This window comes from Desulfoferula mesophila, assembly GCF_037076455.1.
In the GTDB taxonomy this organism is placed as follows: domain Bacteria; phylum Desulfobacterota; class Desulfarculia; order Desulfarculales; family Desulfarculaceae; genus Desulfoferula; species Desulfoferula mesophila.
Genome location: NZ_AP028679.1, coordinates 646913 through 671001, shown reverse-complemented (window position 1 = coordinate 671001; position 24089 = coordinate 646913). Strand labels below are relative to the sequence as shown.

Below are 24089 nucleotides of genomic sequence, written 5' to 3'. Positions count from 1 at the left end.
CCCCGGCGCCAACAAAAAATGGCCCCGCCGGGTTGCTCCAGCCCCTGGGCATGGCCTTGGTGGCGGGGTTGCCCCCCAAGGACCCTTGCTTGACAAAGCCGGTTCCCAGGCCTGAATCTGGTCGATAGAGGATATTTGACAAAATAATTACGCAAACTCAGCCGAAATCGAGCGAATTTGGCTGAACGGAGGCCAAGATGCAGCCGATTGGTCCCTTGATGCATGAACATCGCCTGATTGAGCGCATGACAGACCTGATCCGCAAACAAGCCGAGTTGGTACAGGGCGGCGCCGAGCCGGAAGCCAAGCTCATCGCCGACGCGGTGGAGTTTTTCCGGGTCTATGCCGACCGTTGCCACCACGGCAAGGAAGAGGACCTGCTTTTCCGGGAACTCAGCCACAAAAAGCTCCCACCCGAGTTGTCGGCCATAACCGACGAGCTGATTCAGGAACACAAACAGGGCCGCGCCATGGTCAAAAGCCTTTACGAGGCCAATCTCGCCCACGTCCAATCCGGCGACGGCGCCCAGGAGTTGGTCGGCCTGTTGCAGAAGCTCGCCGCCTTTTATCCCCGGCATATAGAAAAGGAGGACAAGCGTTTCTTCTTTCCCATAATGGAGTTTTTCAGCCGCCAAGAGATGGACCAGATGCTCCAAGACTTTTACGAGTTCGACCGCAAGCTGATCCACGACTTTTTCCGTGCAAAAGTCGAGAGCTATGAAAAGAACCGCTAGCAACGCCTGGGGTGAACATGCGAGGCGGCGGACCGCGAATCAAGAGGATCTATGACCCGGCCGAACCCGGCGACGGCAAGCGCTATCTGGTGGACCTGCTTTGGCCCCGCGGAGTGAGCAAGGCCCGGGCGCGCCTGGACGGCTGGCTCAAGGAACTGGCCCCCAGCGATGAGCTGCGCCATTGGTTTGGCCACGACCTGGCCCGCTGGCAGGAATTTAAGAGGCGATACCGCCTGGAGCTGAAGGCCCGGGACAAAAAGGCCAAGCTGCGAGAGTTGGCCCAAGAGATCGAAGCGGGTCCCGTCACCCTACTCTACGCGGCCAAGGACCAAGAGCGCAACAACGCCGTGGCCTTGCGCGAGGAACTATTGCGCAACTATTGACGCGCGGCGTCGCGCGGGGACCAAGCGTCCTTTACCGACGGCCTATTCGCCCCTCTCCAGAATCGTCACGGAGCAGGCCGCTTCTTCCAGCCCGATGATGCCGCCGCCGTTCGCTTGAATGGCCAGCTCGGCGCCCGGCACCTGCCTGGGGCCGGCTTCGCGGCGCAACTGGGTGCTGAGCTCGTAAAGCATGGAAAGACCCGTGGCGCCGATGGGGTACCCCTTGCAAAAGTAGGCCGGCATGGTTGCCCATGCCGGCGCACTTTAATTTAACCGCCCGTAATCATGGCCCCGGCCCCTGCGGGGCAGCCAAGCCCTTGCCGGCTAGCCTCTATCCGCTGAACCAGGAACTCACGGGCAGGGGCACCCCCAAAAATTCTTTGAAGATAAAGTAAAAGGCGGTAACCACCGCCGCCGTGAGCAGGGCCGAGAACAGGATGTTCTTGGTGGTGAAGCGCTCGTCGGCCAGGTAGAGGTTGAAGCAAAAGTAAAAGGCGTAGCTGGAGGCCAGGAAGCCGGCCAGGGGCAGGAAGATCAGGTAGAGCAGCAGAATGCACACCCCTATGGCCACGTTGTTGCGTTCGATGGCTGAATCGAAAAAGCGGATGCGCTCGGGCTTGATGAAGCCCTTGATCACGATGATCCCGCCCAGGATCATCATGGCCCACAGAACGTAATCCACGAACACCCCGCCCAGTTTGCTCAGATGGCGGGTGTTGAAATAGGCCAGCGCGGCCAGGCCGAGGCTGAAGGACCCCACGATCAGGTCGCTGTTGAGCAGTCTGGCCTGCTTCATCGTTGCATCACTCTTCATCGCTGGCCTCCAACTTCTCCAGGGGCACCTGGCATACATCGTCCGGCTTTCTGTGCTTGGCCCGCCAGGCGGCATAGGCCGGCCACAGCAGGGACATCAGGCACAGGGCGATGAGCACCCCGCTAATGGGCCGCAAGACCATGTAGGACAGGGTGCCGCCCTCGGCCTTGCCCGCCAGCATGGACTGCACCAAACCTTCTTCCACGAAGGGTCCCAGGATCAGCCCCAGCACGATGGGCGCGGGGTGGAACTTGAGCTTGCTGCTCACGTAGCCAATGATCCCGAAGATGAACATGATCCACACGTCGAGCATGTTGTTGCGGATGGCGTAGGAGCCCAGCACGGTCATGAACACGATGGCCGGCGCCAGGTAGCGCGAGGGGATGTTGATGATGCGGGCGAAGACGAAGCTGCCGAAGGAGCCGATGATCGTAACCAGAAAAGCCGCCACCAACAGGCCCATGATGAAGGCGAAGGTCACCGTGGCGTGCTCGCTGAACAGCTCGGCTCCCGGCTTCATGCCGTGCAGCATCAGGGCCCCCAGGATCACCGCCGCCGGGGGCGAGCCGGGGATGCCCAAGGTGAGCAAGGGGATCAACGAGCCGGGGGCCATGGCGCTGTTGGCGGCCTCGGAGGCGGCCACGCCCTTGATGGTTCCCTTGCCGTACTCCTCGGGGTGCTTGTCCCAGCGGCAGGCCTCGTTGTAGGAGACCATGCTGGCGATGTTGCCGCCCGCGCCGGGGGCGAAACCCACCACCGTGCCGATGATGGAGGAACGGATCAACAGCCAGGGGCGTCCCAACAGGCTCTTGATCACCTCCCACACCACAGAAAGCTTGGGATTGGAGGCCTCCTCGGTGTAGGCGGCCCGACGCTGCCCGATGACGCTGCTGAGAATCTCGGGCAGGCAGAAGAAGCCGATCAGGGCCACGATCAGCTCGATGCCGCCCTGCAACTCGGGAAAGCCGAAGGTCAGGCGGATGTCTCCGCCCAGGTCGGCCATGCCCACCGCCGAGAGCAGCATGCCGATGGTGCCGGCCAAAAAGCCCTTAAACATGTTGCCCGTGGACAGGGTGCTGATGATGGTCAGGCCGAAGATGCCCAACCAGAAATACTCGGGCGGGCCGAACTGCAGCGAGACCTCGGCCAGGGGAGGCGCGGCCGCCGCCAACACCATGTTGGCCACCAGGGAGCCGAAGGCGCTGGCCACCGCCGCGGCCACCAGGCCGTGCTGGGCCATGCCCTTTTGGGCCAAGGGAAAGCCGTCAAAGGTAGTGGCGATGGCCGCCGGGGTGCCCGGCGTGTTGATGAGCACCGCCGGGATGGCGTCGCCGTACATGGCGCCCACGTAGATGCCGGCCAGCATGATCAGGCCCGCGGCGGGGGACATGGTGAAGGTGAAGGGCACCAACAGGGCCAGACCCATGGTGGCCGTGAGCCCGGGCAGGGCCCCGAAAACGATGCCCATGAACACCCCGATGAACAGCACCAGGAAGTTGTGGGGCAGAAAAACCTGTAGCAGGCCCTGAAATGCGACATCAAACATGGGGGGCCCCCAATTCTTTGGGCGCCGGAGCCCCTAGCGGGCTCCGGCGCGGGACACTAAAAACGTGGGAGGTTACTTTTTGAATTCCTTGACCACCGGGCCCCATTCCTTGACCTTCTCGGCGATGTAGGCCTTGGTCTCGGCGGCGCCCATGGACAGGGGCACGAAGCCGTCCTTCTTCATCTGCTCCTGCACCTTGGGATCGTTGGAGATCTTCAGGAAGGCGTCCTGCAGGACCTTGATAATGGCGGCCGGGGTCTTGGGAGGCGCGGCCGCGCCGCGGTCGATGGAGGCGTAGATCTTGTAGCCCAGGCTCTCGAAGGTGGGCACCGCGGGCAGGTTGGGGAAGGGCTTCTTGGTACCGAAGGCCAGCACCCGGATCTTGTCGGCGTGCTGTACCAGGTCGTTGCTGTTGGCCCAGACCGCCTTGACGTGTCCGCCCAGGAAGGCCGCGATGCTCTTGGCCGCGCCCTTGGAGGGGATGTAGGTCATCTTGATGCCCGCCGCCTTGGAAAACTGCAGGTGGGCAATGTGGTGGCCGGACCAGGTGCCCGAGCCGCCGCAGATCACCTCGCCGGGATGCTCCTTGGCATACTTGACCAGGTCGGCCAGGCTCTTGAAGGGGCTGTCCTTGAGCACGGCCAGGCCGATGGGCGTGGCCTGGAACAGGGCGATGGGCTCCAGCTCGTCGGTCTTATAACCGGCGTTGCCGCGGGCCAGGGGCTGCAACACGATGTGGGGAATATTGATGCCGCTGATGAAGTAGCCATCGGGCTTTTCCTTGACCAGGGTGGCCCAGCCGATGGAGCCGCCGCCGCCGGGCTTGTATTGCACGATGACCTTGACCCCCAGGATCTTCTCCAGCATGGGCTGCTGCCGCCGGGCTTCCAGGTCGGACTGGCCGCCGGGGCCAAAGGGAATCTGATAGACTATTGGATCGGACGGATATTTGGCCAGGGCCGGGACGGCCAGGACCAGGCACAGGCATGCGGCCAGCGCAATCACCAACATCTTTTTCATGACATCCTCTTGATTAATGGAAAGTCGTATCGCGGCCCGTTCCGCCGCTGGGGCGAAACGGGCCGCGCATGGTTCTATGCGCTCTCGTAAAGCTTGGTGATGACGAACTCCTGGTGTCCCAGGACCTCCTGGCAGGTGAGGCGGCCGTTGCAGGTCCGCTTGAGCATGTCCATGAGACCGTCGCCGGACTGGTCCAGGGTCATCTCGCCGCGCAGGATGGCCGAGCAGTCGTAGTCGATGTGCTCGCTCATGGTGGAGACGGTCAGCGGGTTGGCCGAAAGCTTAATCACCGGCTCGATGGGGTTGCCGATGATGTTGCCCTGACCCGTGGGGAACAGGTGGGCCACGAAACCGCCCGCCGCCCACAGAGTGACCGCCTCGGCCGCCGCGCTGCTGGTGTCCATGTACCAAAGGCCAGGACCGGTCGGAGTCTCCGCCTTGTCCAAGACGCCCACGTAAGGATGCTTCTTGCCCATCTTCTGCAGGTTGCCGAAGGCCTTCTCCTCGATGGTGGTCAGACCGCCACGGATGTTGCCCTTGGTCGGCTGGCTGCCCGAAAGGTCGTCGGTCTTGTTGGCCTCCACCATGGCCTGGTACTTGTCGAAGATGGCCATGAAGGCCTCGCCTAGTTCGGGCGTCGCCCCACGAGCCTTGCACCAGTGCTCCGCGCCGGTGATCTCAGAGGTCTCACCAAAGGAGCAGGTCGCCCCGGCGTCCAGCAGCTTGTCAAAAACGTTGCCCACCGTGGGGTTGGAGGCCAGACCGCTGGTGGTGTCGCTCTCGCCGCACTTGGTCGAAACCCAAATCTCGCTCAGGTCAACCTCTTCCCGCTTCAACTCGCTGGCCCAGTGCACGTATTCCTTGGCCTTCCAGGAGGCCTTGGCGATGGTGCCGATGTCGCCGGTGCGCTCGATGGAGAAGCCGGTCACCGGCTTGCCGGTCTCGGCGATGCCGTCCACGATGATGTTGGTCCACTCGGGCTCGATGCCGATCACCACCACCGCGGCCACGTTGGGGTTGGCCCCAGTGCCGATCAGGGTGCGGAAATACAGCTTGAGGTCCTCGCCGAACTGCAAACGCCCATAGGCGTGCGGAATGGCCTTGGTGCCCTTGATGTTGTTGGCCACGGCCTCGCAGGCCGCGTTGGAAAGGTCGTCCAAGGGAAGGATCAGGACATGGTTGCGGATGCCCACCCGGCCGTTCTCGCGACGGTAGCCTTTTACGGTTCCCAAATTGCTCATAGCTACCACCTCTTGGTCTTGAGATTGTGGATGTGCACGTGGTTGCCCTTTTTGATCTCGGCCACCACCTTGCCGATGTCCTCGCCGTATTTGGTGACGCTGCCGCCGGTGGCCAGGTCGGTGAGGGCGATCTTGTGACCCAGGGGAATGTCGTCCAGGGCCTTGACCTTCAGCTCCTCCTGGGAGTCCATGTAAAGGCCCGTGGCCTCGCTGCCCGCGGTGATGTCCACCGTGGCCACGCCCACGCTGTCGGCCTTTTCGTGAACCAAAAATTGGATCATGATGTTTCCTCCTTATTCCAGATAGTCCGCCGGCCCCTGGCCGGGGGGAAAATAAGCCCTAAAGACACTAGTGGTCAGCGGCCAGCCGCTGAAGCTGTTCATATTGTTGGTCGGTGAGGGCCAGGCCCTCCTTTTGCGCTTTTTCCCGGAGCCCCAACCGGCGATCGCCGGGCAGGCGGGTGCCCTCTTGGTCCAAGATGGCCGCGAGCAAGGTTTCCAAGCGCGAGGCGAAGGCGCCGCCGGAGACCGGGCCCGGAGCCATGGCCAGCAGCAGCTGGCCCACGCTGGGGGGCTCGCCCTCGGCGTCGAAGAAGCTGGTGGCCTCGAAACCGAAATGGCTGCCGGTGAGCACGGCGGCCAGGATTTCCACCATCAGCACCAGGGCCGCTCCTTTGGCGTCGCCCATGGGCAGCATGGTGCCGGCCAGGGCGGCCACCGGGTCGGTGGTGGGCTTGCCCGCCGCGTCCACGGCCCAGCCTTCGGGGATGGCCTGGCCTTCCTGCTTGGCGAACATGATCTTGCCGCGGGCCACCTTGCTCAGCGACAGGTCGATGACCATGGGGTCGTGCTTTTCCCGGGGCACCGCGAAGGCGATGGGGTTGGTGCCGAACAGGCCCCGGCTGCCGCCCCAGGGGGCGATGGCTTGGGGAGTGTTGGCGAAAAGCAGGCCCACCAGGCCCCGGCGGGCCAGGGCCTCCACGTGGTAGCCGGCCAAGCCGCAGTGGTGGGAGTTGAACACCGCCGCCACCGCCACGCCGCTGGTGGGGGTCAGCTCGGAGAGCTTTTCCACCGCCAGGGCCATGGCCGGATAGGCGAAGCCGTGGCGGGCGTCCACCCTGAGCGCCGCGGCGGCCGCCGGCTGGACTTGGGGAGTGGCGAAGCCGTCCACCTTGCCGCTGGCCGCCTGGCCGCAATAGGAGGGCAGCCGCGAAAGGCCGTGCCCCTTCTGGCCGTCGGCCTCGGCCGCCACCAGGGCGTCGGCCACCAGGGCGGCGTTGGCCGGGTCGGTGCGATGCTTCACCAGGGCCTGCACCACCAGGCCGTGGGCCTTCTCCAGGGTCAGGGTCTTGCCGCTCATGCGCCCTCCTCCAGCACCCGCACCACGTTTTCCATGGTCAGCTTGCTCACCCGCTCGTTGGATTCCACGGTCACCCCGCCGATGTGGGGAGTGAGGATCAGGTTGTCCAGGCCGGCGAAGCGCTGGCCATATTCCTGGGTGAGGGGCTCGTGCTCGTACACGTCCAGGGCGGCGCCGCCCAGGGCCCCGGAGCGCAGCGCGCCCACCAGGGCGTCCTCGTCCACCACCCCGCCGCGCGCGGCGTTGAGCAGGATGGCCCCCGGCTTCATGGCCGCGATGGCCGCCGCGTCGATGAGGTGGCGGGTGGAATCGGTAAGCGGCACGTGCAGGCTCACCGCGTCGGAGGCGGCCAGCAGGGCGGTAAGCGATTCGAAGCGCTGGGCCCCGGCCCAGGCGGGATCGTCGGCGGGCACGTAGGGGTCGTAGGCCAATACCCGCATACCCAGGGCGCGGGCCAGGCGGGCGGTCTCCTTGGCGATGTTGCCGAAGCCCACCAGGCCCAGGGCCTTGCCGGCCGTCTCGCGGCCCATGCAGGCGCCCCTGGGCCACAGGCCGTCGATGACCTGGGCGCGCGCCGAGAAGGCCAAACGGAAGAGCAGCATGGCGCTAGCGATCACCCATTCGGCCACGGCCAGGTCGTTGGCCCCCGTGGCCGGGCAGACCGCCACTCCCCGGGCCTTGCAGGCCGCGGTGTCGATGTTGTCCAGGCCCACCCCCAGGCGGCCCACCACCTTGAGCTGGGGCGCGGCCTCCAGCAGGGCGGCGGTGACCTGGGTGCGGTTGCGCACCACCAGGGCCCTGGCCTCGGCCAACAGCCCGGCCAACTCCTCCGGCCGATCCACCAGGCCGGCGTCGTAGACCACCTCGTAGCGCTGGGACACCGCGTCCACCGCGTCCTGGTCCATGAATTCGCTTATTACGATGTCAGGCATGTGTTCAGTTCTCTGGCTTCCAGAAGGGTGATTGACAAGCGCGCATCCCTCTATGGCCCGGACCAAATCCGCCCCGCCCAGAGAGATGAGATTTTGAATGCCAATTAACAAAGCAATAAAGGTGCCAAAAAGAACAATAAATTTTTTGCAATATTATCAGCATAATAAATATGTGCCAGCAATTTAGTATGATTTTATTTGCCCAATATTGAGCACTAAGCCCAATATTGGGCAAATTTCGTGGTTTTTCGGATTTATTTCATGAAAATGCCGGCAAATTTTCATTCTGGGGGGTCTACGAGATGCCCTAGCGAGACAATATTATTTTTAATAGCTTGATATAACTTTATTTTGTTGATAAATTTTTGATGCCCAATATTGGTCAAAGGAGGACTTGATGAGTCGGGACACTGCCTCGCGTTATCGGCTGTTGTTGGAGATCAACAACGCCATCGTCAAGCACACGGACCGCAAGACCCTGTTCCAGGCCCTGGCCACCGAAATCCGCAAGATCGTTCCCTACGACCGCATCAGCATCAATATCTACGATCCGCATACCAAGTCCCTCAGCTATTTCAGCATCGCCGAGGGTGTCTCGGCCCAAGGCCTGGAGGACGAAAACCGCCCCTTGGCCAAGGGTGCCATCGCTCAGGAGGTCATCCGCTCGCGGCGGCCCCTGATCATCCCGGACCTGAACCAACGCTCCTACTGGGCCTCGGTGCGCTCCCTACTACAGGCGGGCCTTACCGCCTCCATGGCCTTTCCCCTCATAACCAGGGGGCGGGTGTTGGGCACCATCCACTTGTCCTTCATCGAAAAACCGGCTGATTTCGCCGAACTGGGCGGCTTCCTGGCCGAACTGGCCGACGTGGTGGCCGTGGCGGTGGAAAACATGCTGGCCCACACCCGCTTGCAGGAGCTCAACAAAAACCTGGCGCAACAAAAACACTACCTGCTGGAGGAAACCGAAGACTCCTACGGCCCGGACTCCTTTTTCTACGCCTCGCCCAAGATGGCCGAGGTGATGCGCCAGGCCGCACTCATGGCCGCCTCCGACGCCTCGGTGCTCATCACCGGCGAGACCGGCACCGGCAAGGAGGTGGTGGCCCGCCACCTGCACCGCGAAAGCCCGCGCCGCGAGGCCCTGTTCGTCAAGGTGAACTGCCCCGCCCTATCGGCCGGCTTGTTCGAGAGCGAGCTGTTCGGCCACACCAAGGGCGCCTTTACCGGGGCCGAGCGTCAACGGGTGGGACGCTTCGAGATGGCCCAGGGCGGCAGCCTGCTGCTGGACGAGATCGGCGAACTGCCGCTGCATTTGCAGGCCAAACTGCTGCACGTTTTGCAAGACAAGCGTTTTGAGCGGGTGGGCGACAGCCGGACCATCGAGGTGAATTTCCGGGTCATCGCCGCCACCAACCGCGACCTCGAGGACGCGGTGCTGCAGAAACAATTCCGCTCCGACCTGTTCTACCGCTTGAACACGGTGTCCCTGCGCCTGCCGCCCCTGCGCGAGCGGCGCGAAGACATCCCGCTGCTCATCCGGCGGCTCACGGAACTCCAGGCCGGGCGCACCCACCGCGAGCCGCCCTTTTACAGCCCCCAGGCCGTGGAGCAGCTCCAGCAGCATTCCTGGCCGGGCAACGTGCGCGAGCTCAAGAACCTGGTCAAGCGGCTGCTCATTCTGCGGCCCGGCAAAACCATCAGCGGCGCCGAAATCCAAAAGTTCCTCGAGCCCGGCCAGAGCCTGGCCTCGGTGCCGCCCATGACCCTGGCCGAGGTGGAGCGGCAGCACATCGAGCGGGTCCTGGCCCAGACCGGGGGGGTGCTGAGCGGCGAGAACGGAGCGGCGGCCCTGTTGGGGGTGCCGCGCACCACCTTGCAATACCGCATCAAAAAGCACGGCATCAATCTGACGGAAATCAAGCGCCCGACGGCCGCCGAGCCTCTCAACTGAAAAAAACCTGGAGCCGGGGCGCCCGGCTATGGGGCTAGCCTTTGGAGGCCTTGTTGTAGGACAGGGCGCAAGTCATGGCCCCCAGCCCGCCCAGGCCCAGCATGCCGAAGGCCAGGCCCCAGCCGGTCACGCCCTGACCCGCGGCGTCCAGGATGGCGCCGAACGCCAACGGCGCCAGGGCCCCGGCGCCGAAGCCCAGCATGGAGCGCAGGCCGAAGGCCGCTCCCAGGCGGCGCGGGTGCACCGCCTCGCTGAGGGCGGCGGAAAGCACTGGCGAATCCGACAGCGCCAAAAAGGCATAGGCCATGCCCAGGGTCAGCACCAGGCCGAAGGGCAGCAGCAGGGTCCAGCCAAAGGCCAGAGAAACCGCCGCCCCCGCCGCCGCGGTGATGACCATGATCTTGGCCCGGCCCAGCAGGTCGGAGAGGTGGCCCGCCGTAAAAGAAGCCACCAGGCCCGTCAGGTGGAACAGCCCGGCCAGCAAGGAGCCCCGGCTGGCGGCCTCGACGGCGCCGCCCGCGGCCAGGCAGGCCACGATGAAGGCCGGGCTCCAGGCCCACATGCCTAGTAGCTCCCAGTTGTGCAGGGTGTAGCCGCCGATGAGCAACATGGCCTTCTTGTTGGCCAGCACCTCCCGCACCATGCCCTGCGCCGGCTCCCGCGCCGGTGCGGCGGGCAAGGGCCGCCACAGCACGGCCCAGGCGGCCGCCGCGCCCAACACCGGGCCCAGGGCGGTCAGGCCAAAGGCCAGAGCATAGCCCCCCACGGCCAGGGCCAGGCCGCTGACCACCAGGGAAAGGGCGTAGCCCAGCGAGGTGCTGGCGATGTAGGCGCCCATCACCCGGCCCCGGCGGGCGACGGGATAAAGCTCGGAGAGAATCATCAGGCCGGTGGTGTAGGTGCCGCCCAGGGCCACGCCCAGCAGGCAATAGCCCACCAGGGCGGTGAGGTAGTCCCGGGCGGTGAGGGCGAAGGCCACGGCCAGCAGGGCGCTGGCGGTGATGGAGGCGAGAAAGACGCCGCGCGCGCCGACCCGGTCGGCCAGGCTGGAGAGCCACACCAGGCTCAGGGCGTAACCCAGATTGAAGGCGGAGATTATGGCCCCGCCCTGGGCGGCCGATATCCCCCATGCGCCCTGCAGGGTGGTCATGGTGGCCGCCACGGTCATGAAGACCATGCCGCTGCCCGCGCGGGCCAGACACATCCCGATCAGAGGCCGTTGTCCCTGCACCGTCATTGCCGCCCTCGTCAGATGATCCGCCAAGACGCCGGGAAGCGCTCCCGTCCGGGCCCTTCGCGGCGATCAAGGGAATCAATATAGGGCGGGAGCGCCCGGCGCCACAAGAGGCAAGCGGCCCGCCGCTACTTCCAATCCGGGTAAAGGTGGCCCTCGGCATCCTCCAGGTAGGGCAGCCAGGCCAGGCCGAAGAGATTCACCGTCAAATCCTTGGCCATCGCCTGGATGGATATTTCCTTGAGCTCTTGGGTGCTGGGGTCGAGCTGGGCCTCGATGTCGTCCACCTCCCGGTTGAGCGCCTCCTCCAGCTCGGCCATCTCGGCCCGTACCTGGGCCACCCGCTGTTCGGCGCGCTCCACGTCGGCCTTTTCCTTATAGATTCTGCGGGTGCCGCGCAAGGTGGTGCCGGCCCGGCCGATGGTCCCGGCGCTGATGGTCTTGCGCCCGAACAGCGCACCCAGCAGGGTGGCCCCGGCGGAGACGTACATGTCCATCTTGCTGGCCGAGGCCTGGTCGTTTTCCCGGTCCACGGCCTGCTGGGCGGCGAACAGGCGGCGCTCCAGGGTGCCCAGCTTGGACTCGTAGCGGCGGCGCAGCTTAGCGACCAGTAGGTCGCGCTTCTCGCGCATGGCCTGGCCCAGGCGGGCCCGGAACTCGGCCTCGCTCTCGCCGACCTCGCTGGTGAGCTTGTAACCCGGCGCCGAGTAGAGCACCACCTGGCGGTTCTGGCGCACGTAGCGTATCAGGGCTTGCTGCCAGGCCTTGAACTTCTTGGCGCTCACCCCGCCGGGCAACTCGGCAAAGGAGGCCCCGGAAAGGGGCTCCGCATCCAACTGACCAGGATCGATCTGCAGCTCCAGGGCCTCGCCCCAGTCGGGATCGCCAAAGCCTTCCTCCAGACCATAGGCCTGGGCATAGGTCCGGGAAAGCTTCACCCCGTAGCGGGCGCTCTGGTAGTGGGCCTCGACCACGCCCAGCAGATGGGGGAAGTAGGTGAGCCCGGCGCCGGCCCCCGAAGCGGGCAGGTAACAGACCTCCACGCCCTGGGGGCTGAGCGGCAGGGCCTCGCTGGCCCGGTCGGCCGCAGCCGCAGGCACGGCCGGGGCGGACCCGGCGGGAGCGTCCGCGGCCCCCTTCTTGTCGGCCATCAGCGTTTTGATCTGCTCGCGGGTCATGGGACCGCGCAGATAGGACATGGCCCAGCGCACGTGGAAAACCTCGGGCCGGGTCTCGTGCACGTTGTGCAGGAGGAACACCCGCTTGCCCAGCCCGGCCAGGATTTGGTCCATGGCCTGTTTATTAAACTCCGCCCGGCCCCCGGCCGCGGCCCCTTCCAGCCCGGCCAATACCCGCTCCTTGTCCCGCTGCGTCTGCAAGCGGCCCAGCCACCAGGTGCCTGCGTTGCTCAGCGCCTTGTAGTCCAGATCCACCGGGTTCTGGGTGGAGAGCACGCAGCCCAGGCCGAAGGCGCGGGCCTGCTTCAACAGGGTCAGCAGTGGGGCCTTGGAGGGCGGATTGCCGTTGGGGGGCAGATAGCCCATGATCTCGTCAAAGTAAAGCAGGGCGCGCAGGCTGGTGGTGCCGGGCTGGCCCCGCATCCAGGAGATGATCCGGTTCAGCAGCATGGAGACGAAAAACATGCGCTCGGCGTCGCCCAGGTGGCTCAGGCAGAAGATGGAGGCCCGGGGCTTGCCCGCCGGGGTGTAGAGCATGCGCGCGATGTCCAAGGGCTCGCCTTGCAGCCAGGCCTCGAAGCCCGGCGCGGCCAGCAGGTTGTTGACGCGCATGGACAGGGCGAAGCGCTCCTTGGGGGGATAAAAGGCGTCCAGGTCCATGACCCCCACCCGGCTGAAGGGCGGCTCGGCGATGCTGCGGATCAGACCGGCCAGGTCCAGGGACTTGCCCTCTTTCCAGACCGACTCCAGGATATTGGACACCAGGACGTGTTCCCGGCTGGTGATGGGGTCGGCGCCGATGCCCACCAGGGAGAGGATGCTCGAGGCCGTGGCCGCCACCTTCTCGCGCCAGAGGTCGGCCTCGGCCTGCTCGGCCGGGGACGGCGGATCGAAGTTGCGCAGCAGGCTCACCGGCAGCCCCGCGTTGGAGCCCGGCGTGTAGACCGCCATGTCGCAGGCCTCTTTCAGGCGCGCGATGCGCTCCGGCCCCTGGCCCCAGGAGGCCAGGCCCTTTTTCCACAGCGCGGCCTGGGACGCGGCGAACTGCTCCAGGGTCTGGCCCTGGTTGGCCGCGTCGGAGGGGTTGACCCAGGGGGCGAAGTCGCCGGGGGCCAGGTCGGGGAAGCTGAGCAGCAGGTTGGGCAGATCGCCCTTGGGGTCGATGGCGATCACCGGGATGTTGTCGATCAGCGCCTCTTCCAACAGGCTGATGCCCAGGCCGGTCTTGCCCGAGCCGGTCATGCCGATGATCACCCCGTGGGTGGTGAGGTCCTTGGAGTCGTAGAGAACCAGCTCTTCGTTTACCTTGCCCTTGGCCAGGTCATAGCCCTTGCCCAGATAAAAGGTTCCCAGCTTTTCGTAGTTCTCCATGAGCCACCGCTTCCCGCTTTGATTTTTATGACTACCCGGCGTCCGGCCGAGCTGGATTCGGAGTCGGTCTCGAGCGCGCCGCTTGGCGGCTAGAACGCTTCTACCAGCCGCCGCCCCCGCCTCCCCCGCCGCCGCCGCCGGAGGAGCCGCCGCCCCCGCTGCCCGAGGAACTGCCCGGCGCGGTGGAGGAAGAGCTGATGGCCCCGGCCAGGGAGCCGCTCAACTGGCTGGTGAGACCGACAAAATTGCCCGAAGTAAAGCCCCGGCCGCTATACCAGGCGGGCTGATAGTCCCGGCCGGCCTGCTCCAAAACGCCGGCGAACTGTTCGGCCCATTGCTGCTCCACATCCAGGGCCAGGGCGTAGGCCAGATAGCGCTCAAAAAGCTCGGGGGTCTTTTCCGGCGGGTGCAGCATGTTGAGGCGATCGGCCTCGGCCACGGACAGATACAACTTGAACCCGGCGATCTGGCCCATCAGGCGCTGCCCCCCCACCGTGGGCGCCTTGAGCAGATAAGCGAACAAGGGAGTCAGAGACAACAGGCCCAGGAAGATGACCACGCTGAGCGGATCGGTCACGGTGCTCAAGAAGAACAGCCCCATCACGGCGCCCAGCCAGAAGGGGACGGCAAAGGCGGTGGCCCCCAGGGCGGCCAAGCCGCCGGAAAGGCTACGGGAGCGGCGCCAGGCGCTGATTACTCCCCGGGACAGGACATAGCAGCCGCCGGTCCAGATCATCAGCCACAGGGACACCCCGGCCGCCGCGCCCGGGTCCGGCGCGAAAACAACCAGGGCCCCCACGCCCAGCAGGGTGAGCAAGACGCCGGGCCCGAGGTAGAGGCGGTTGAGCTTGAAATTGGCCTTCTCATACTCGCGGGCCAGGCTCGCGCGCAGCGCCTGCACGGCCTTGCCTATGCGGGCGTGGTTCTTCTGCTTGAGCTCCAGGATTTGGCCGCCGCCGAACAGCTTGTCGGCCAGGCGCCGCTCCCCCGGCGAAAGGTTCTCCGGCGACCGGTCGGTGCGGAGCAAGACATAGTTGTTCTTTTTGCCGGGGACCTCCTCGATGGTCAAATAGCCTTTCACCGCCAGGCTGACCACCGCCGCGGCCACCGCCTTTTTGTCAAACCCCATCCGGTTGATATAACGCACCGCCGCCGGCGACATGCCCTGGGGAGGCTCGAAAAGGGGGATGGCGTTGTCCGGCCGGGGATCGCGGCCCACCTTGAACCAGGCCAGCATGTAGTAGGCCAGCGTAAACAGCAGCCCGGCCATGGCCGGCACGGCCCCGCCTGAGCCGGCCAGGAAGTTATCCATGGCGCTGGGCTGGGCCACCAAACCCTTGGGCCAGGCCACCGCTATGGTCAGGCCCTGGCCGGGAGCCAGCGGCCTGGTGGTTTGCCAGGTAGGGCGTCCGTTTCCGCCGAGGCGATAACTGAAGTCCCTGCCCTTCACGCCGCTCTTGCCGGTGTAGGCCGCCTGTTGCAGCACCTTGGCGCCCGGCGGCAGCAGCACCTCGGCCCTGGCCCGCTCGATGGGAAAGGCCCAGTCATTGCCGGTGACGTTCCAATAGAGTTCGTCGTAATCGTTGAAATAGCCTATCTGCCGGTCGGTGGAGTAAGTCAGCTGGTAGGTGTAGACACCTGGGGACAGCAGACGGTTTTTGCTGCCGAAATATACCTTCACCCCGTTGGAGACGTGTTCGAGGTGATAAGGCTCGCTGTGTCCATCGCGCCGCGCGGACAGAACCTTGAAGCCCACCCGCGTCCGCCGGCCCAGGCGGTCGAGGTAGCTGGTGGGAAACTCCCGTACGATACCCCGCTTTATGCGCCGGCCCAGGGCCACCACCCGGATGGTCTCGGTGACCCGCAGGCCGGCGTCGGGGCGCACCTCAACCTGACTGACAAACTCCAGGATGCGCTCCGGCCCGGCGACGCTCCCGGCCTGGGCCACGGCCGGACCTCCAGCCAACAGGTACAGGCACAGGCAACCGAATAGGGCCAAGAGCGTCCGGCGGATCATGACCAGCCTCCGGCGCTCAGGAAAAATTGACCTGGGGAACCTGGCGGTCCGCCGGTTCCTCCAGCTCGAAAAACTCCGCCTGGGTAAATCCCAGGGAAGTGGCGAACAGGTTGTTGGGAAAGGACTCCACCGCGTTGTTGAGCGCGCGCACCGCGCCGTTGTAATAGCGGCGGGCCAGTTGAATTTGCTCTTCCACCTGGGACAGGGAACTTTGCAGCTCCAGGAAATTGCTGCTGGCCTTCAAATCGGGGTAGTTCTCGGCCAGGGCGAAGATGTTCCCCAAGACCCCGCTCAGGCGGCTTTCGGCGCGGCCCTTTTCTTCCGGTCCTTGCGAAGCCAGGCTATGGTTGCGCAGCCTGGTCACCTCCTCCAGCACCCCGCGCTCGTGGCCCATATAGCCCTTCACGGTTTCGATCAGGTTGGGAATCAGGTTGGCGCGCCGCTTGAGCTGCACCTCGACCCCGCTCCAGCCCTCCCGCACCATGTTACGCTTGCGCACCAGGCCGTTGTAGGCGCTTATCAGCCAGAAACCCGCCACCACAATCAGGGCCACTATCACCCAGAGCACGGTCATGGCTATCACTCCTTTGGTTGCAATGCGGGTTCCGCGCAGGGAGGCGGAAACAGGCGACAAAACCACTACGGGGCAAGGCAAATCATGTTTATAATGCCAACGCTGCCGGTAGCGGCACAAGGTTTATATCGTTTCGTCCTTTTGAACCTGGCTTGCAGTCGGAGCCCGGAGACGGATTGGCGGGTCGAGCCGACCGATCCTTCGGGGCCGGCGCACCCGACCGTCCGGCCCCGGGCCAAAAATTTGTTGTTGAGTTGAAAGTCCCCCTGACGCGCCGAATCCCACCACAGGGGTGGCATCGTCCGTGCCCGCTCGCCTATGGGGTCGTGATCCCCGGCAGGATATCCCGCCGGGGACCTCGCGCCTGGAATCTACTTGAACATGGACGCCATGGGGCCGAAGACCTGGCTGATGTTCTGGGTGATGCCCTTACCGCCGCTTTGGGGAGTGATGGCAAGCTTGTCGTTGCCCTGGTTGGCCAGGTTGACCACATCCCCCTGCGACACATTGGACAGGCCCAGGTTGCTCAGCTTGGAGGGATCGGTCACCTTGCCGCTGACCGAGGAGCCCTGGTTCAGCAGGTTCATGATGTCGGCCGCCGGCACTTTTACGCCCAGCTTGTCCGCCACCATCTGGGCCAGTTGGGGCACGGCTTCCGAGGGCAGACCGCCCAGATTGAGGGCCCAACTCGTCTGCGCCGCTCCCAGCACCAACAGGACCGCCAACAAAAAGCCAACCGTTTTTAGGTTCAGAATTTTACCTCTCATGTGACTCCTCTCCGATAGCCTGTTGGACGATATGGGCAGGTTGAAAATCCTTGAGGTTTTATTATGAACCCCCGCTGTCACTGAATGCACCCTTATGCCAAAGCAAGGCCCTCCCCTGAAACCGGCTTCGGGCCGAATCGGCCATCCCCTCCATCTTCAGCGGCCCCGCTGGTGGATGGGGGCAAGCCCGACCCAGCGGAATATCGCACCCGACCACAGGCGTCCGGGGCCGCGGCCGGGAGGAGCGAATGCGGTCCGCGGCAAATGAGTAGACCTCACATGGCTGATGGAGTAAAAATAATGAAACAGGAATAAGGGTTAGAGATGGGCCCCAACCTTTTTGACATGGATGCGGCTAAGTGTGTGGCATTTTTGGCATGGTCGGCGATATGTCCGGCAGGATACCCGCCCCGGATGTCATCGCTGATATAAACCTGCTCTTCAAGCTCTCCGAGTCCCGCGGCAAGGAGGCCGCCGGCTTGGCGGTGCGTGACGACCGGGGCATCAACGTCTACAAACAGCCGGTCCCCGCCTCCAAGATGATCAAGCAAAAGGGCTTCAAGCTTTTTTGCGCCAAGCGCCTCTCGGGCAACGGCGTCCGGCCGAATCTGCGGGCGATCATCGGGCACTCCCGCCTGGTTACCAACGGCCTGCAAAGCATCGGCAACAACAACCAACCGGTGATTGCCGGTGACATGGTCGCGGTGCACAACGGAATCGTGGTCAACGACGATTACCTGTGGTCGGTCAACCCCGATCTGACCCGCCGTTACGAGGTGGACACCGAGATCATCCTCTGTTTGATTCGCAGATATATGAGCCAGGGCAAAAGCCTGGCCCTTGCCACCTCCGCCGCCTTCGGCGATCTGGAGGGCTCGGCCTCCACCCTGGTGTTCCCCGCCGACCAAGAGGCCATGCTCTGGGCCACCAACACCGGGTCCATGTATTTTTGCACCTCCGAAGACCGGACGGTGCGGGTCATCGCCTCGGAAAAGCACATCCTGGACGAATTCAAGGAGCGCAGCCGCACCGCGGGTTACCTCAACTGGGACCAGCCCACCCAAATCCGCCCCGGCCAAGGTTGCCTGGTGGACCTGACCGACCACTCTCTGTGGTTGTTTGAGCTGGCCTCGCCCGCGGAGCCCGAGGTCGGGCTTGCCCGTTCCGGCGGCGGCCGCTTGGAGATATCTTCCTCCACCATGGAGGATGAGGCGCGCCGGGACGGGATCAAGCGCTGCACCCGCTGTGTGCTGCCCGAGACCATGCCCTTCATCAACTTCGACGACGAGGGAGTTTGCAACTTCTGCCGGGAGCACAAGCCGCCGGAGATGCTGGGCATGGACGCCCTGTTGGAGCAGGCCGACCGCCACCGCCGCAACGACGGCACCCCCGACTGCGTGGTGGGGGTCAGCGGAGGGCGCGATAGTTGCTTCGGGCTCTACCTAATCAAGGAGAAGCTGCGCCTGAACCCGGTGGCCTATTCCTACGACTGGGGCATGCTCACCGACCTGGGGCGCAGGAACCAGGCCCGTGTCTGTGGCCGCCTGGGGGTGGAGCACATCATCATCAGCGCCGACATCAAAAAGAAGCGCAAATACATCCGCAACAACGTGGAAGCCTGGCTCAAGCGGCCCTCCCTGGGGATGATTCCGCTGTTCATGGCCGGAGACAAGCAATACTTTTATTACGCCGACAAGCTTCGCCGACAGATGGGAGTGGAGCTGGTCTACCTGATGGGCAACCCCTTTGAGAAGACCAACTTCAAGACCGGCTTCACCGGAGTGGAGGAGACCTCGGGCCGGATTTACAACATTCCCGTCACCCGCAAATTGATGATGCTATCCTATTACCTCAAAGAAATTTTCCTAAGCCCCTCCTACATCAACTTTTCCCTGCTCGACAGCCTGTGGGCCCTGTACTCGTCGTATTGGATGAAGCACGATTTCTTAACCCTGCCCTTTATCCATTACATTCCCTGGGACGAGCGGGAAATCCAGGAGACCCTGCGCCGGGAGTTCGATTGGGAAGAGGCCAAGGACACCAAAAACACCTGGCGCATCGGCGACGGCACCGCCGCATTTTACAATTACATCTACTACACCGTGGCCGGCTTTACCGAACACGACACCTTCCGCAGCAACCAGATCAGGGAAAACATCCTCAGTCGCGACGAGGCCCTGCAAATGGTCAAGCGCGACAACCAGCCCAGGTACGAATCCCTGGTTTGGTACGCCAACACCATCGGCTTCGACCTGGACCACGCCCTGCAGGTGATCAACCAGATACCCAAGCTGTACTGAGCCTTCCCGGGGCCGGGCGAGGTCTTGGTTTTTTGGCGGCCCGCCGGTTGGGCAGGCCCGGCCCTCAATCGCCCGAAGGCAGGCCCGCGCCGCGGGGGTTTCTCGCCAAGCCCAATTTCCAGCGGATGATCAAGTGCACCCATAAGCCGTATAAGACGAAATTGATGGCCGTGGCCAGGGCCGCACCCTCCTTGCCCCACAAGGGCACCATGGCCAGGTTGAGCAGAAAATTCATGCTCACGATCACCCCGGTCATGACGGACTGCGCTCCTGGGCTGTTGCTCTGCAGCAATAGGTGGGAAAAGGGCAGATACCCGGCGTAGCTCATGATGCCGGCCATCAACAGGGCGAGGACCGGAAAGCTGGCTTGGTAGGCCGATAGGGCGGGGACCAGCCAGGTGGCCAGGGGAAACGCGACAAGCAGAACCGCCGCCAGGGGGGCGACGATAAGATAGGTCTTTTTGCGGCCGGCGCGGAACAGGCTGTAGAGCTGGGGCAGCTTGCCCTCGTGCCAAAGCCTGGCGATCAAGGGGTTGTAGTTGATCCGCAGCACCACCAGGATCTGATTGAACCCCTCGGCGAGCATGGCCGCGAAGCTGTAGAGCCCCACCTCCCGGTCGCTCACGAAAACTCCCAACACCAGCACGTCCACCCGGCAGTTGATATCCATGATGATCCCGGCCACCATGGCCTTGTAGCCGAACTTGATGTGACGCCCGATCCACACCCGCAACTGGGCGAGGGTGGAAGGCCATAGATCCTTGTAGGTCAGGACCATCAGGCATAGCAGCAGGACGAACTCGCCCAGGCTGAAGGACACGGGCAGGCGTTGGCCGGGCTGGCCGGTGACGGCGCACAGCAGCACCACCATGAGCACCAGGAAAAGGCGCAGGCCGTTCATGAGGGCGTAGGCCTTCATACGCCTGCGCCCGTTGAGAATGCCCAGCAACACCTTGTTCAGGGCGAAGAAGCCGACCCCGGGCAGAACCCAATACAAGCCCTCCACCACCTGGGGGCTGTCCAAGATGCTCCCGACCAGCGGGATGAGGAAGTACAGCGCGGCGCAGCCGAGCAGCGAGGTGCACAGGCAGACGATCCAGGCCGAAAGAGCCGCGGTTTTCCATTCGTCGCGGTCCTCGCCGTGGGCCGCCACCGAGCGTTGCGCCGACAGATGCACTCCCAAGGCCGCCACTTGGGAGGCAATGATGTAAACCGCGTAAACCTGGTTGAATATGCCCAAATAGGCCGGGGAGTAGTAGATGGAAATCAGTATGTTTATACTTATGCCGCTGGCGCCCAGCACCCCCAGGGAGAGCAGGTTCCACATTACATCGCCGCGGAACTTCCCTCCATCCTCGCTGGCCAAGTTGCCGGACAGGGAATCGCGAAAGCCGCCAAGCAATTTTTTTATTTCGGCTGAAATCATGCCTTGTTTTCGTCAGGTTCTTGGGAACGCAGCTATTGGTATTGGCGAGAGTAGGATGGGTCCGCCGTAATGCCGAATGAGTTGTCGCTGCTTGGATAAAGTTTGACGTTCTGGTCCGAGGCCCTCACCGTTTGCCAGACGAGATCCCGGCCGTCACTGCCGGAGCCCCGGGAGGGACAGGCCTTTTGCAAGGACAACTTGCCCACCCGTATGATGGTTTTGTGGATATCGTACACCTGCACCGGCGCCAGCCTCAGGTCCAGCGGGATCAGCGATACTTGCAGGGTGGAGGCATCCGTCCCTTGAGGAAGCTTGAAAACGATCTCCTTGCTGAGGTCGGTCAGGAAAAAATACCTGCTTTCCTCGACAAGCTTGGCTTGCCCCCTAATATCCTGCCCGGAGGTGACGTTCACCTGCAACAACCCACTGCCTTGTACTTGTAACTTGAGCCTCTGCCGGCACTCGGCGGGCCGGGGCTGCTCATCCTTGGCAACCGGTTTTAAAGCAGACAACTCACCAAAATCCTGGGTATAGGGCCCCATGATTACCTTGCCCTCGGTGCGGCTGAACACTCGCCACCCTTTCGGGTAAACGGGCCAGCTCAGCAAATTAACCCCCGATTTGCCGGACTCCATGATTTCGCTGGGGCCGGCCGGGCCGATTTCGGAAACAACCGCTTTCTTTACCCGCAAGTTGCCGGGGGTCTTCAAAACAAAAACCAGCCGGATGCAGGTTTCCTCCCTGCCCGTGGTATAGACCCCGGAAAAGTCCACCTTGCTTTTGCCGCTTCCGGGGATGGTGCCATCCCAAATCAGGGTGTTCAACCTAGCCAAGCCGTTGGGCCAATAACTGACCGCCAGCACGCTGACCCAGCCCTCCCCCTCCAACTCGCCCGAAATCCTGTAATTGGTATTTTCCCGCAATTCAGGCCAGTTAGGGGTGGGTTCGGGAGCCAAGCTCAAGGGGCCCAAACCGGTGTAAATAGCCTTATCACCCTTGGCCCAAAACGGCAGATTCAGGGTCGGAACGCCTCGGACCTCTATCAATTTTTTACCTTCAACCGCCGTCCACCTGTTTGAAACATCATCCGGATCGCCATGATCATCCGAAAACGCGTATACCGTTTTAGCCTTGGCCTCGGCTTGTTTGTTGTCGTCGCCGCCGGTCAGGATCTTGAAAACGGAGTGACCTTCGCAATAAAAGAGCCTTTGGCTAAGGCGGGGGTCGCTCAATATGCCGTTGATAACCGTCCCGCTAATCAAAGGGCTATAGTACGGCGGAACATAGATGTGGGATATGCCTAAGGCGACAAGCTGCCGATGGCCTTCCTCGGCGGTTTTGCTGGCGTATACCTTTTCCATTTTTGGATTGAGGAACAACATGGATTTTACTTTGGCGTAGGCCAAGAATTTGCCCCGTCGAAACACCAGGATCGTTTTGTCACGGGGCACGTTGTGATTGGCGTAATATGCTACCCGCGAAACGGCGTTTCCCGCGTACAAAAGCCGCTCATAATCATTCAATGTAATTCGGGGCACCAGCCCGTGGAAGGTCAGGGGAGTCTGCATTATCATAACTAAGGAATACCGCACCAGGGATTTGCCCGCCTGCGCGGTCAAGGCGATGATGGCAATAGCCAAGACGCTATATTTCAGTATTTTTTTCATAAAGAGGCTCTAAGGCCGCACAGGCCAAAACAGCCACGAAAGGCTGAAACATCAGGTAGTATCGTGAGTTTTTCAACAACAGGTCAAAGCTGAAAAGCACCGCAAGAGCCAGCAGGATCAAAAAGAACAAGAATTGAAGCATAAAAACAGCTAGCTGGGTATCAAAACGACGCCTAATCGCCAAAACCAACACGCCAACCAGGGCCAGCCAATAGGTCAGGCCCATCAGCTCGATGTCGGTAAAACCCTTTAACAACCCGTTGAAAATTTTTTGCGGGATGCCGTGGATGTTACGAACAATTTCCACGTATGCTCGGTAATTGATGCCGGAGTTGGCCACCACCGAGAAACCTTCTTCGGTGGAGACAACGTTCTTGCCGTAAATATAGAGCATGCGGACGTAGTCAAAGCCGCAAACCGCCAAAGCGGCCAGCGCCATAAGGGAGCAGATGGCCACGTCGCTTTTAAGGGCGCTCCATTTGAAACCCTTGCGAAACACGGCTATGGCCAGATAGCTCGTGGCGAGCAGGGGGCCTATCACCAGGCTGGAGAGATGCACCCTGGCGGCCAGTCCGATGGCCAGCCCGGTCATTATCGCCAAGGGCCAGCTGGGCGAGCGCAGGCACAGCAACAGCCACAACGCCGCGCCCAGGTAGGTGGCGCCGCGATTGATGTCCACGTGGGAGCTGGCTACGTTGGTGTACATCAGCGGCGTACACAAAAGGACGATGCTGCCCAAGATGGCCAGGGTCTGGCGCCGCTTTTCCGCGAATCCTATCAGCGCCAGGCAGGTAAGCAGGGCCACGCTGGGAGAGATCAGCTTGCCCAGCAGGGTTTGGTCGTAAGAATCGCGCAGATAGAAGAAATACTGCCACACCCAGAGCCCGATTACCGTCGGGGGGTGCTTGGCCTGGGTGAATACGCCTTTATAGCCATGCAAGGGATAGACCGAGAAGTCCTTGGCCTGGGCTATGATCGCGGCGCTTTTGGAGTGCTCCGCGATATCGTGGCCATAAAGAGGCAGGGAAATGGCCAGCGCGAACAGGGACAGCAATACAAGGGCGAGCAGGCCCAGCAGCAGCCGGTCCAGTTTAGAGAAAGAGCGCACCTTGTCCCGTATTTCCCGGGCAAGGTCCGTAATGTAATTGGGATGTAGCCGGAAAACAACCAGGGTCGCCAACAGCAAAAACGAGGTAATTAAAATATAAACGACACCTTCATGGCCGGGAAGCCACATCAGTTCGTGATAAAGCATCAGGGCAAGCAGAAAGGGACCAAAGATGATCGAGGCGGAAAACACTTGCAGGAGTTGTTGGCGCTGCGGCTTCACTATGGCGCAGGACACCGCAAAAAAGCCAAGGGAACTCAACATATAACTAATTATAAAATTGACGAAACCCAAATCGACGGCTAACAAGAGCTCAATCATCTTCGACCTGCCCGAGCTTTCAACTTTTCAAACCACAGAACCTGCTGGCGACATCAAAACTTGGCGATTTAATCTACGCTCTTGGTTTTTTTAAGAAATATTTTTTCCTTTCCCCTACAGGCAACTCAAGGGCGGCCCTGAAG

Annotated in this window: 20 protein-coding genes; 4 read left to right on the top strand and 16 right to left on the bottom strand. The window is 62.8% G+C overall.

The window, feature by feature from the left end; all coding sequences use genetic code 11:
- Positions 1–197 precede the first annotated feature (197 nt).
- Complete coding sequence (locus AACH32_RS03065; protein ID WP_338605273.1) at positions 198–734, top strand: hemerythrin domain-containing protein; 537 nt, start codon at positions 198–200, stop codon at positions 732–734.
- Between the two features lie 17 nt (positions 735–751).
- Entirely contained in the window at positions 752–1117 is a 366-nt protein-coding gene (locus AACH32_RS03060) for a DUF488 domain-containing protein (RefSeq protein ID WP_338605272.1), read from the top strand.
- 42 nt (positions 1118–1159) lie between these two features.
- Here AACH32_RS03060 and AACH32_RS03055 read toward each other — a convergent pair whose 3' ends face one another.
- The 8 genes from AACH32_RS03055 to AACH32_RS03020 form a co-directional block, all read right to left on the bottom strand.
- Positions 1160–1360, bottom strand: coding sequence for a thiolase C-terminal domain-containing protein (locus tag AACH32_RS03055; protein WP_338605270.1), 201 nt, complete (start codon positions 1358–1360; stop codon positions 1160–1162).
- A gap of 88 nt (positions 1361–1448) precedes the next feature.
- Positions 1449–1913: a tripartite tricarboxylate transporter TctB family protein gene (locus AACH32_RS03050; RefSeq protein ID WP_338605268.1), complete on the bottom strand. Its 465-nt coding sequence runs from the start codon at positions 1911–1913 to the stop codon at positions 1449–1451.
- A gap of 7 nt (positions 1914–1920) precedes the next feature.
- Positions 1921–3477, bottom strand: a complete 1557-nt coding sequence (locus AACH32_RS03045) for a tripartite tricarboxylate transporter permease (RefSeq protein ID WP_338605266.1) — start codon at positions 3475–3477, stop codon at positions 1921–1923.
- Positions 3478–3549: 72 nt separating this feature from the next.
- Entirely contained in the window at positions 3550–4497 is a 948-nt protein-coding gene (locus AACH32_RS03040) for a Bug family tripartite tricarboxylate transporter substrate binding protein (RefSeq protein ID WP_338605265.1), read from the bottom strand.
- Positions 4498–4571: 74 nt separating this feature from the next.
- Complete coding sequence (locus tag AACH32_RS03035) at positions 4572–5738, bottom strand: UxaA family hydrolase (RefSeq protein WP_338599168.1); 1167 nt, start codon at positions 5736–5738, stop codon at positions 4572–4574.
- Between the two features lie 2 nt (positions 5739–5740).
- Positions 5741–6019 (bottom strand): UxaA family hydrolase, encoded by a 279-nt coding sequence (locus tag AACH32_RS03030; protein WP_338605264.1) that lies wholly within the window; start codon positions 6017–6019, stop codon positions 5741–5743.
- Between the two features lie 67 nt (positions 6020–6086).
- On the bottom strand, positions 6087–7097 hold the full coding sequence (locus AACH32_RS03025; protein WP_338605261.1) for an Ldh family oxidoreductase: 1011 nt from the start codon (positions 7095–7097) through the stop codon (positions 6087–6089).
- On the bottom strand, positions 7094–8029 hold the full coding sequence (locus AACH32_RS03020) for a hydroxyacid dehydrogenase (RefSeq protein WP_338605259.1): 936 nt from the start codon (positions 8027–8029) through the stop codon (positions 7094–7096). Before AACH32_RS03020 ends, AACH32_RS03025 begins: the two co-directional genes overlap by 4 nt.
- A gap of 397 nt (positions 8030–8426) precedes the next feature.
- Between AACH32_RS03020 and AACH32_RS03015 the strand changes: the two genes are divergently transcribed.
- Entirely contained in the window at positions 8427–9983 is a 1557-nt protein-coding gene (locus tag AACH32_RS03015) for a sigma 54-interacting transcriptional regulator (protein WP_338605258.1), read from the top strand.
- A gap of 34 nt (positions 9984–10017) precedes the next feature.
- Here the strand turns inward: AACH32_RS03015 and AACH32_RS03010 are convergent, their stop codons facing one another.
- From AACH32_RS03010 to AACH32_RS02990, 5 genes are all read right to left on the bottom strand, one after another.
- Complete coding sequence (locus tag AACH32_RS03010; RefSeq protein WP_338605256.1) at positions 10018–11220, bottom strand: MFS transporter; 1203 nt, start codon at positions 11218–11220, stop codon at positions 10018–10020.
- Positions 11221–11345: 125 nt separating this feature from the next.
- On the bottom strand, positions 11346–13766 hold the full coding sequence (locus AACH32_RS03005; protein WP_338605255.1) for an ATP-binding protein: 2421 nt from the start codon (positions 13764–13766) through the stop codon (positions 11346–11348).
- A gap of 100 nt (positions 13767–13866) precedes the next feature.
- Complete coding sequence (locus AACH32_RS03000; protein ID WP_338605254.1) at positions 13867–15783, bottom strand: DUF2207 domain-containing protein; 1917 nt, start codon at positions 15781–15783, stop codon at positions 13867–13869.
- A 16-nt stretch (positions 15784–15799) separates the two neighbouring features.
- Positions 15800–16357: a LemA family protein gene (locus AACH32_RS02995; RefSeq protein ID WP_338605253.1), complete on the bottom strand. Its 558-nt coding sequence runs from the start codon at positions 16355–16357 to the stop codon at positions 15800–15802.
- 371 nt (positions 16358–16728) lie between these two features.
- Positions 16729–17124, bottom strand: coding sequence for a hypothetical protein (locus tag AACH32_RS02990; protein ID WP_338605251.1), 396 nt, complete (start codon positions 17122–17124; stop codon positions 16729–16731).
- A gap of 359 nt (positions 17125–17483) precedes the next feature.
- On the opposite strand from AACH32_RS02990, the gene AACH32_RS02985 reads away from it, so the two are divergent.
- Entirely contained in the window at positions 17484–19424 is a 1941-nt protein-coding gene (locus tag AACH32_RS02985) for a hypothetical protein (RefSeq protein ID WP_338605250.1), read from the top strand.
- 64 nt (positions 19425–19488) lie between these two features.
- Here the strand turns inward: AACH32_RS02985 and AACH32_RS02980 are convergent, their stop codons facing one another.
- From AACH32_RS02980 to AACH32_RS02970, 3 genes are read right to left on the bottom strand one after another with little or no spacing between them, the layout of a single operon-like run.
- Positions 19489–20850 carry a lipopolysaccharide biosynthesis protein gene (locus AACH32_RS02980; RefSeq protein WP_338605249.1) on the bottom strand — a complete coding sequence of 454 codons (1362 nt, stop codon included), beginning with the start codon at positions 20848–20850 and terminating at the stop codon, positions 19489–19491.
- Between the two features lie 32 nt (positions 20851–20882).
- On the bottom strand, positions 20883–22517 hold the full coding sequence (locus AACH32_RS02975; RefSeq protein WP_338605248.1) for a hypothetical protein: 1635 nt from the start codon (positions 22515–22517) through the stop codon (positions 20883–20885).
- Positions 22495–23946, bottom strand: a complete 1452-nt coding sequence (locus tag AACH32_RS02970) for a hypothetical protein (RefSeq protein WP_338605247.1) — start codon at positions 23944–23946, stop codon at positions 22495–22497. Before AACH32_RS02970 ends, AACH32_RS02975 begins: the two co-directional genes overlap by 23 nt.
- Positions 23947–24089: the final 143 nt, after the last annotated feature.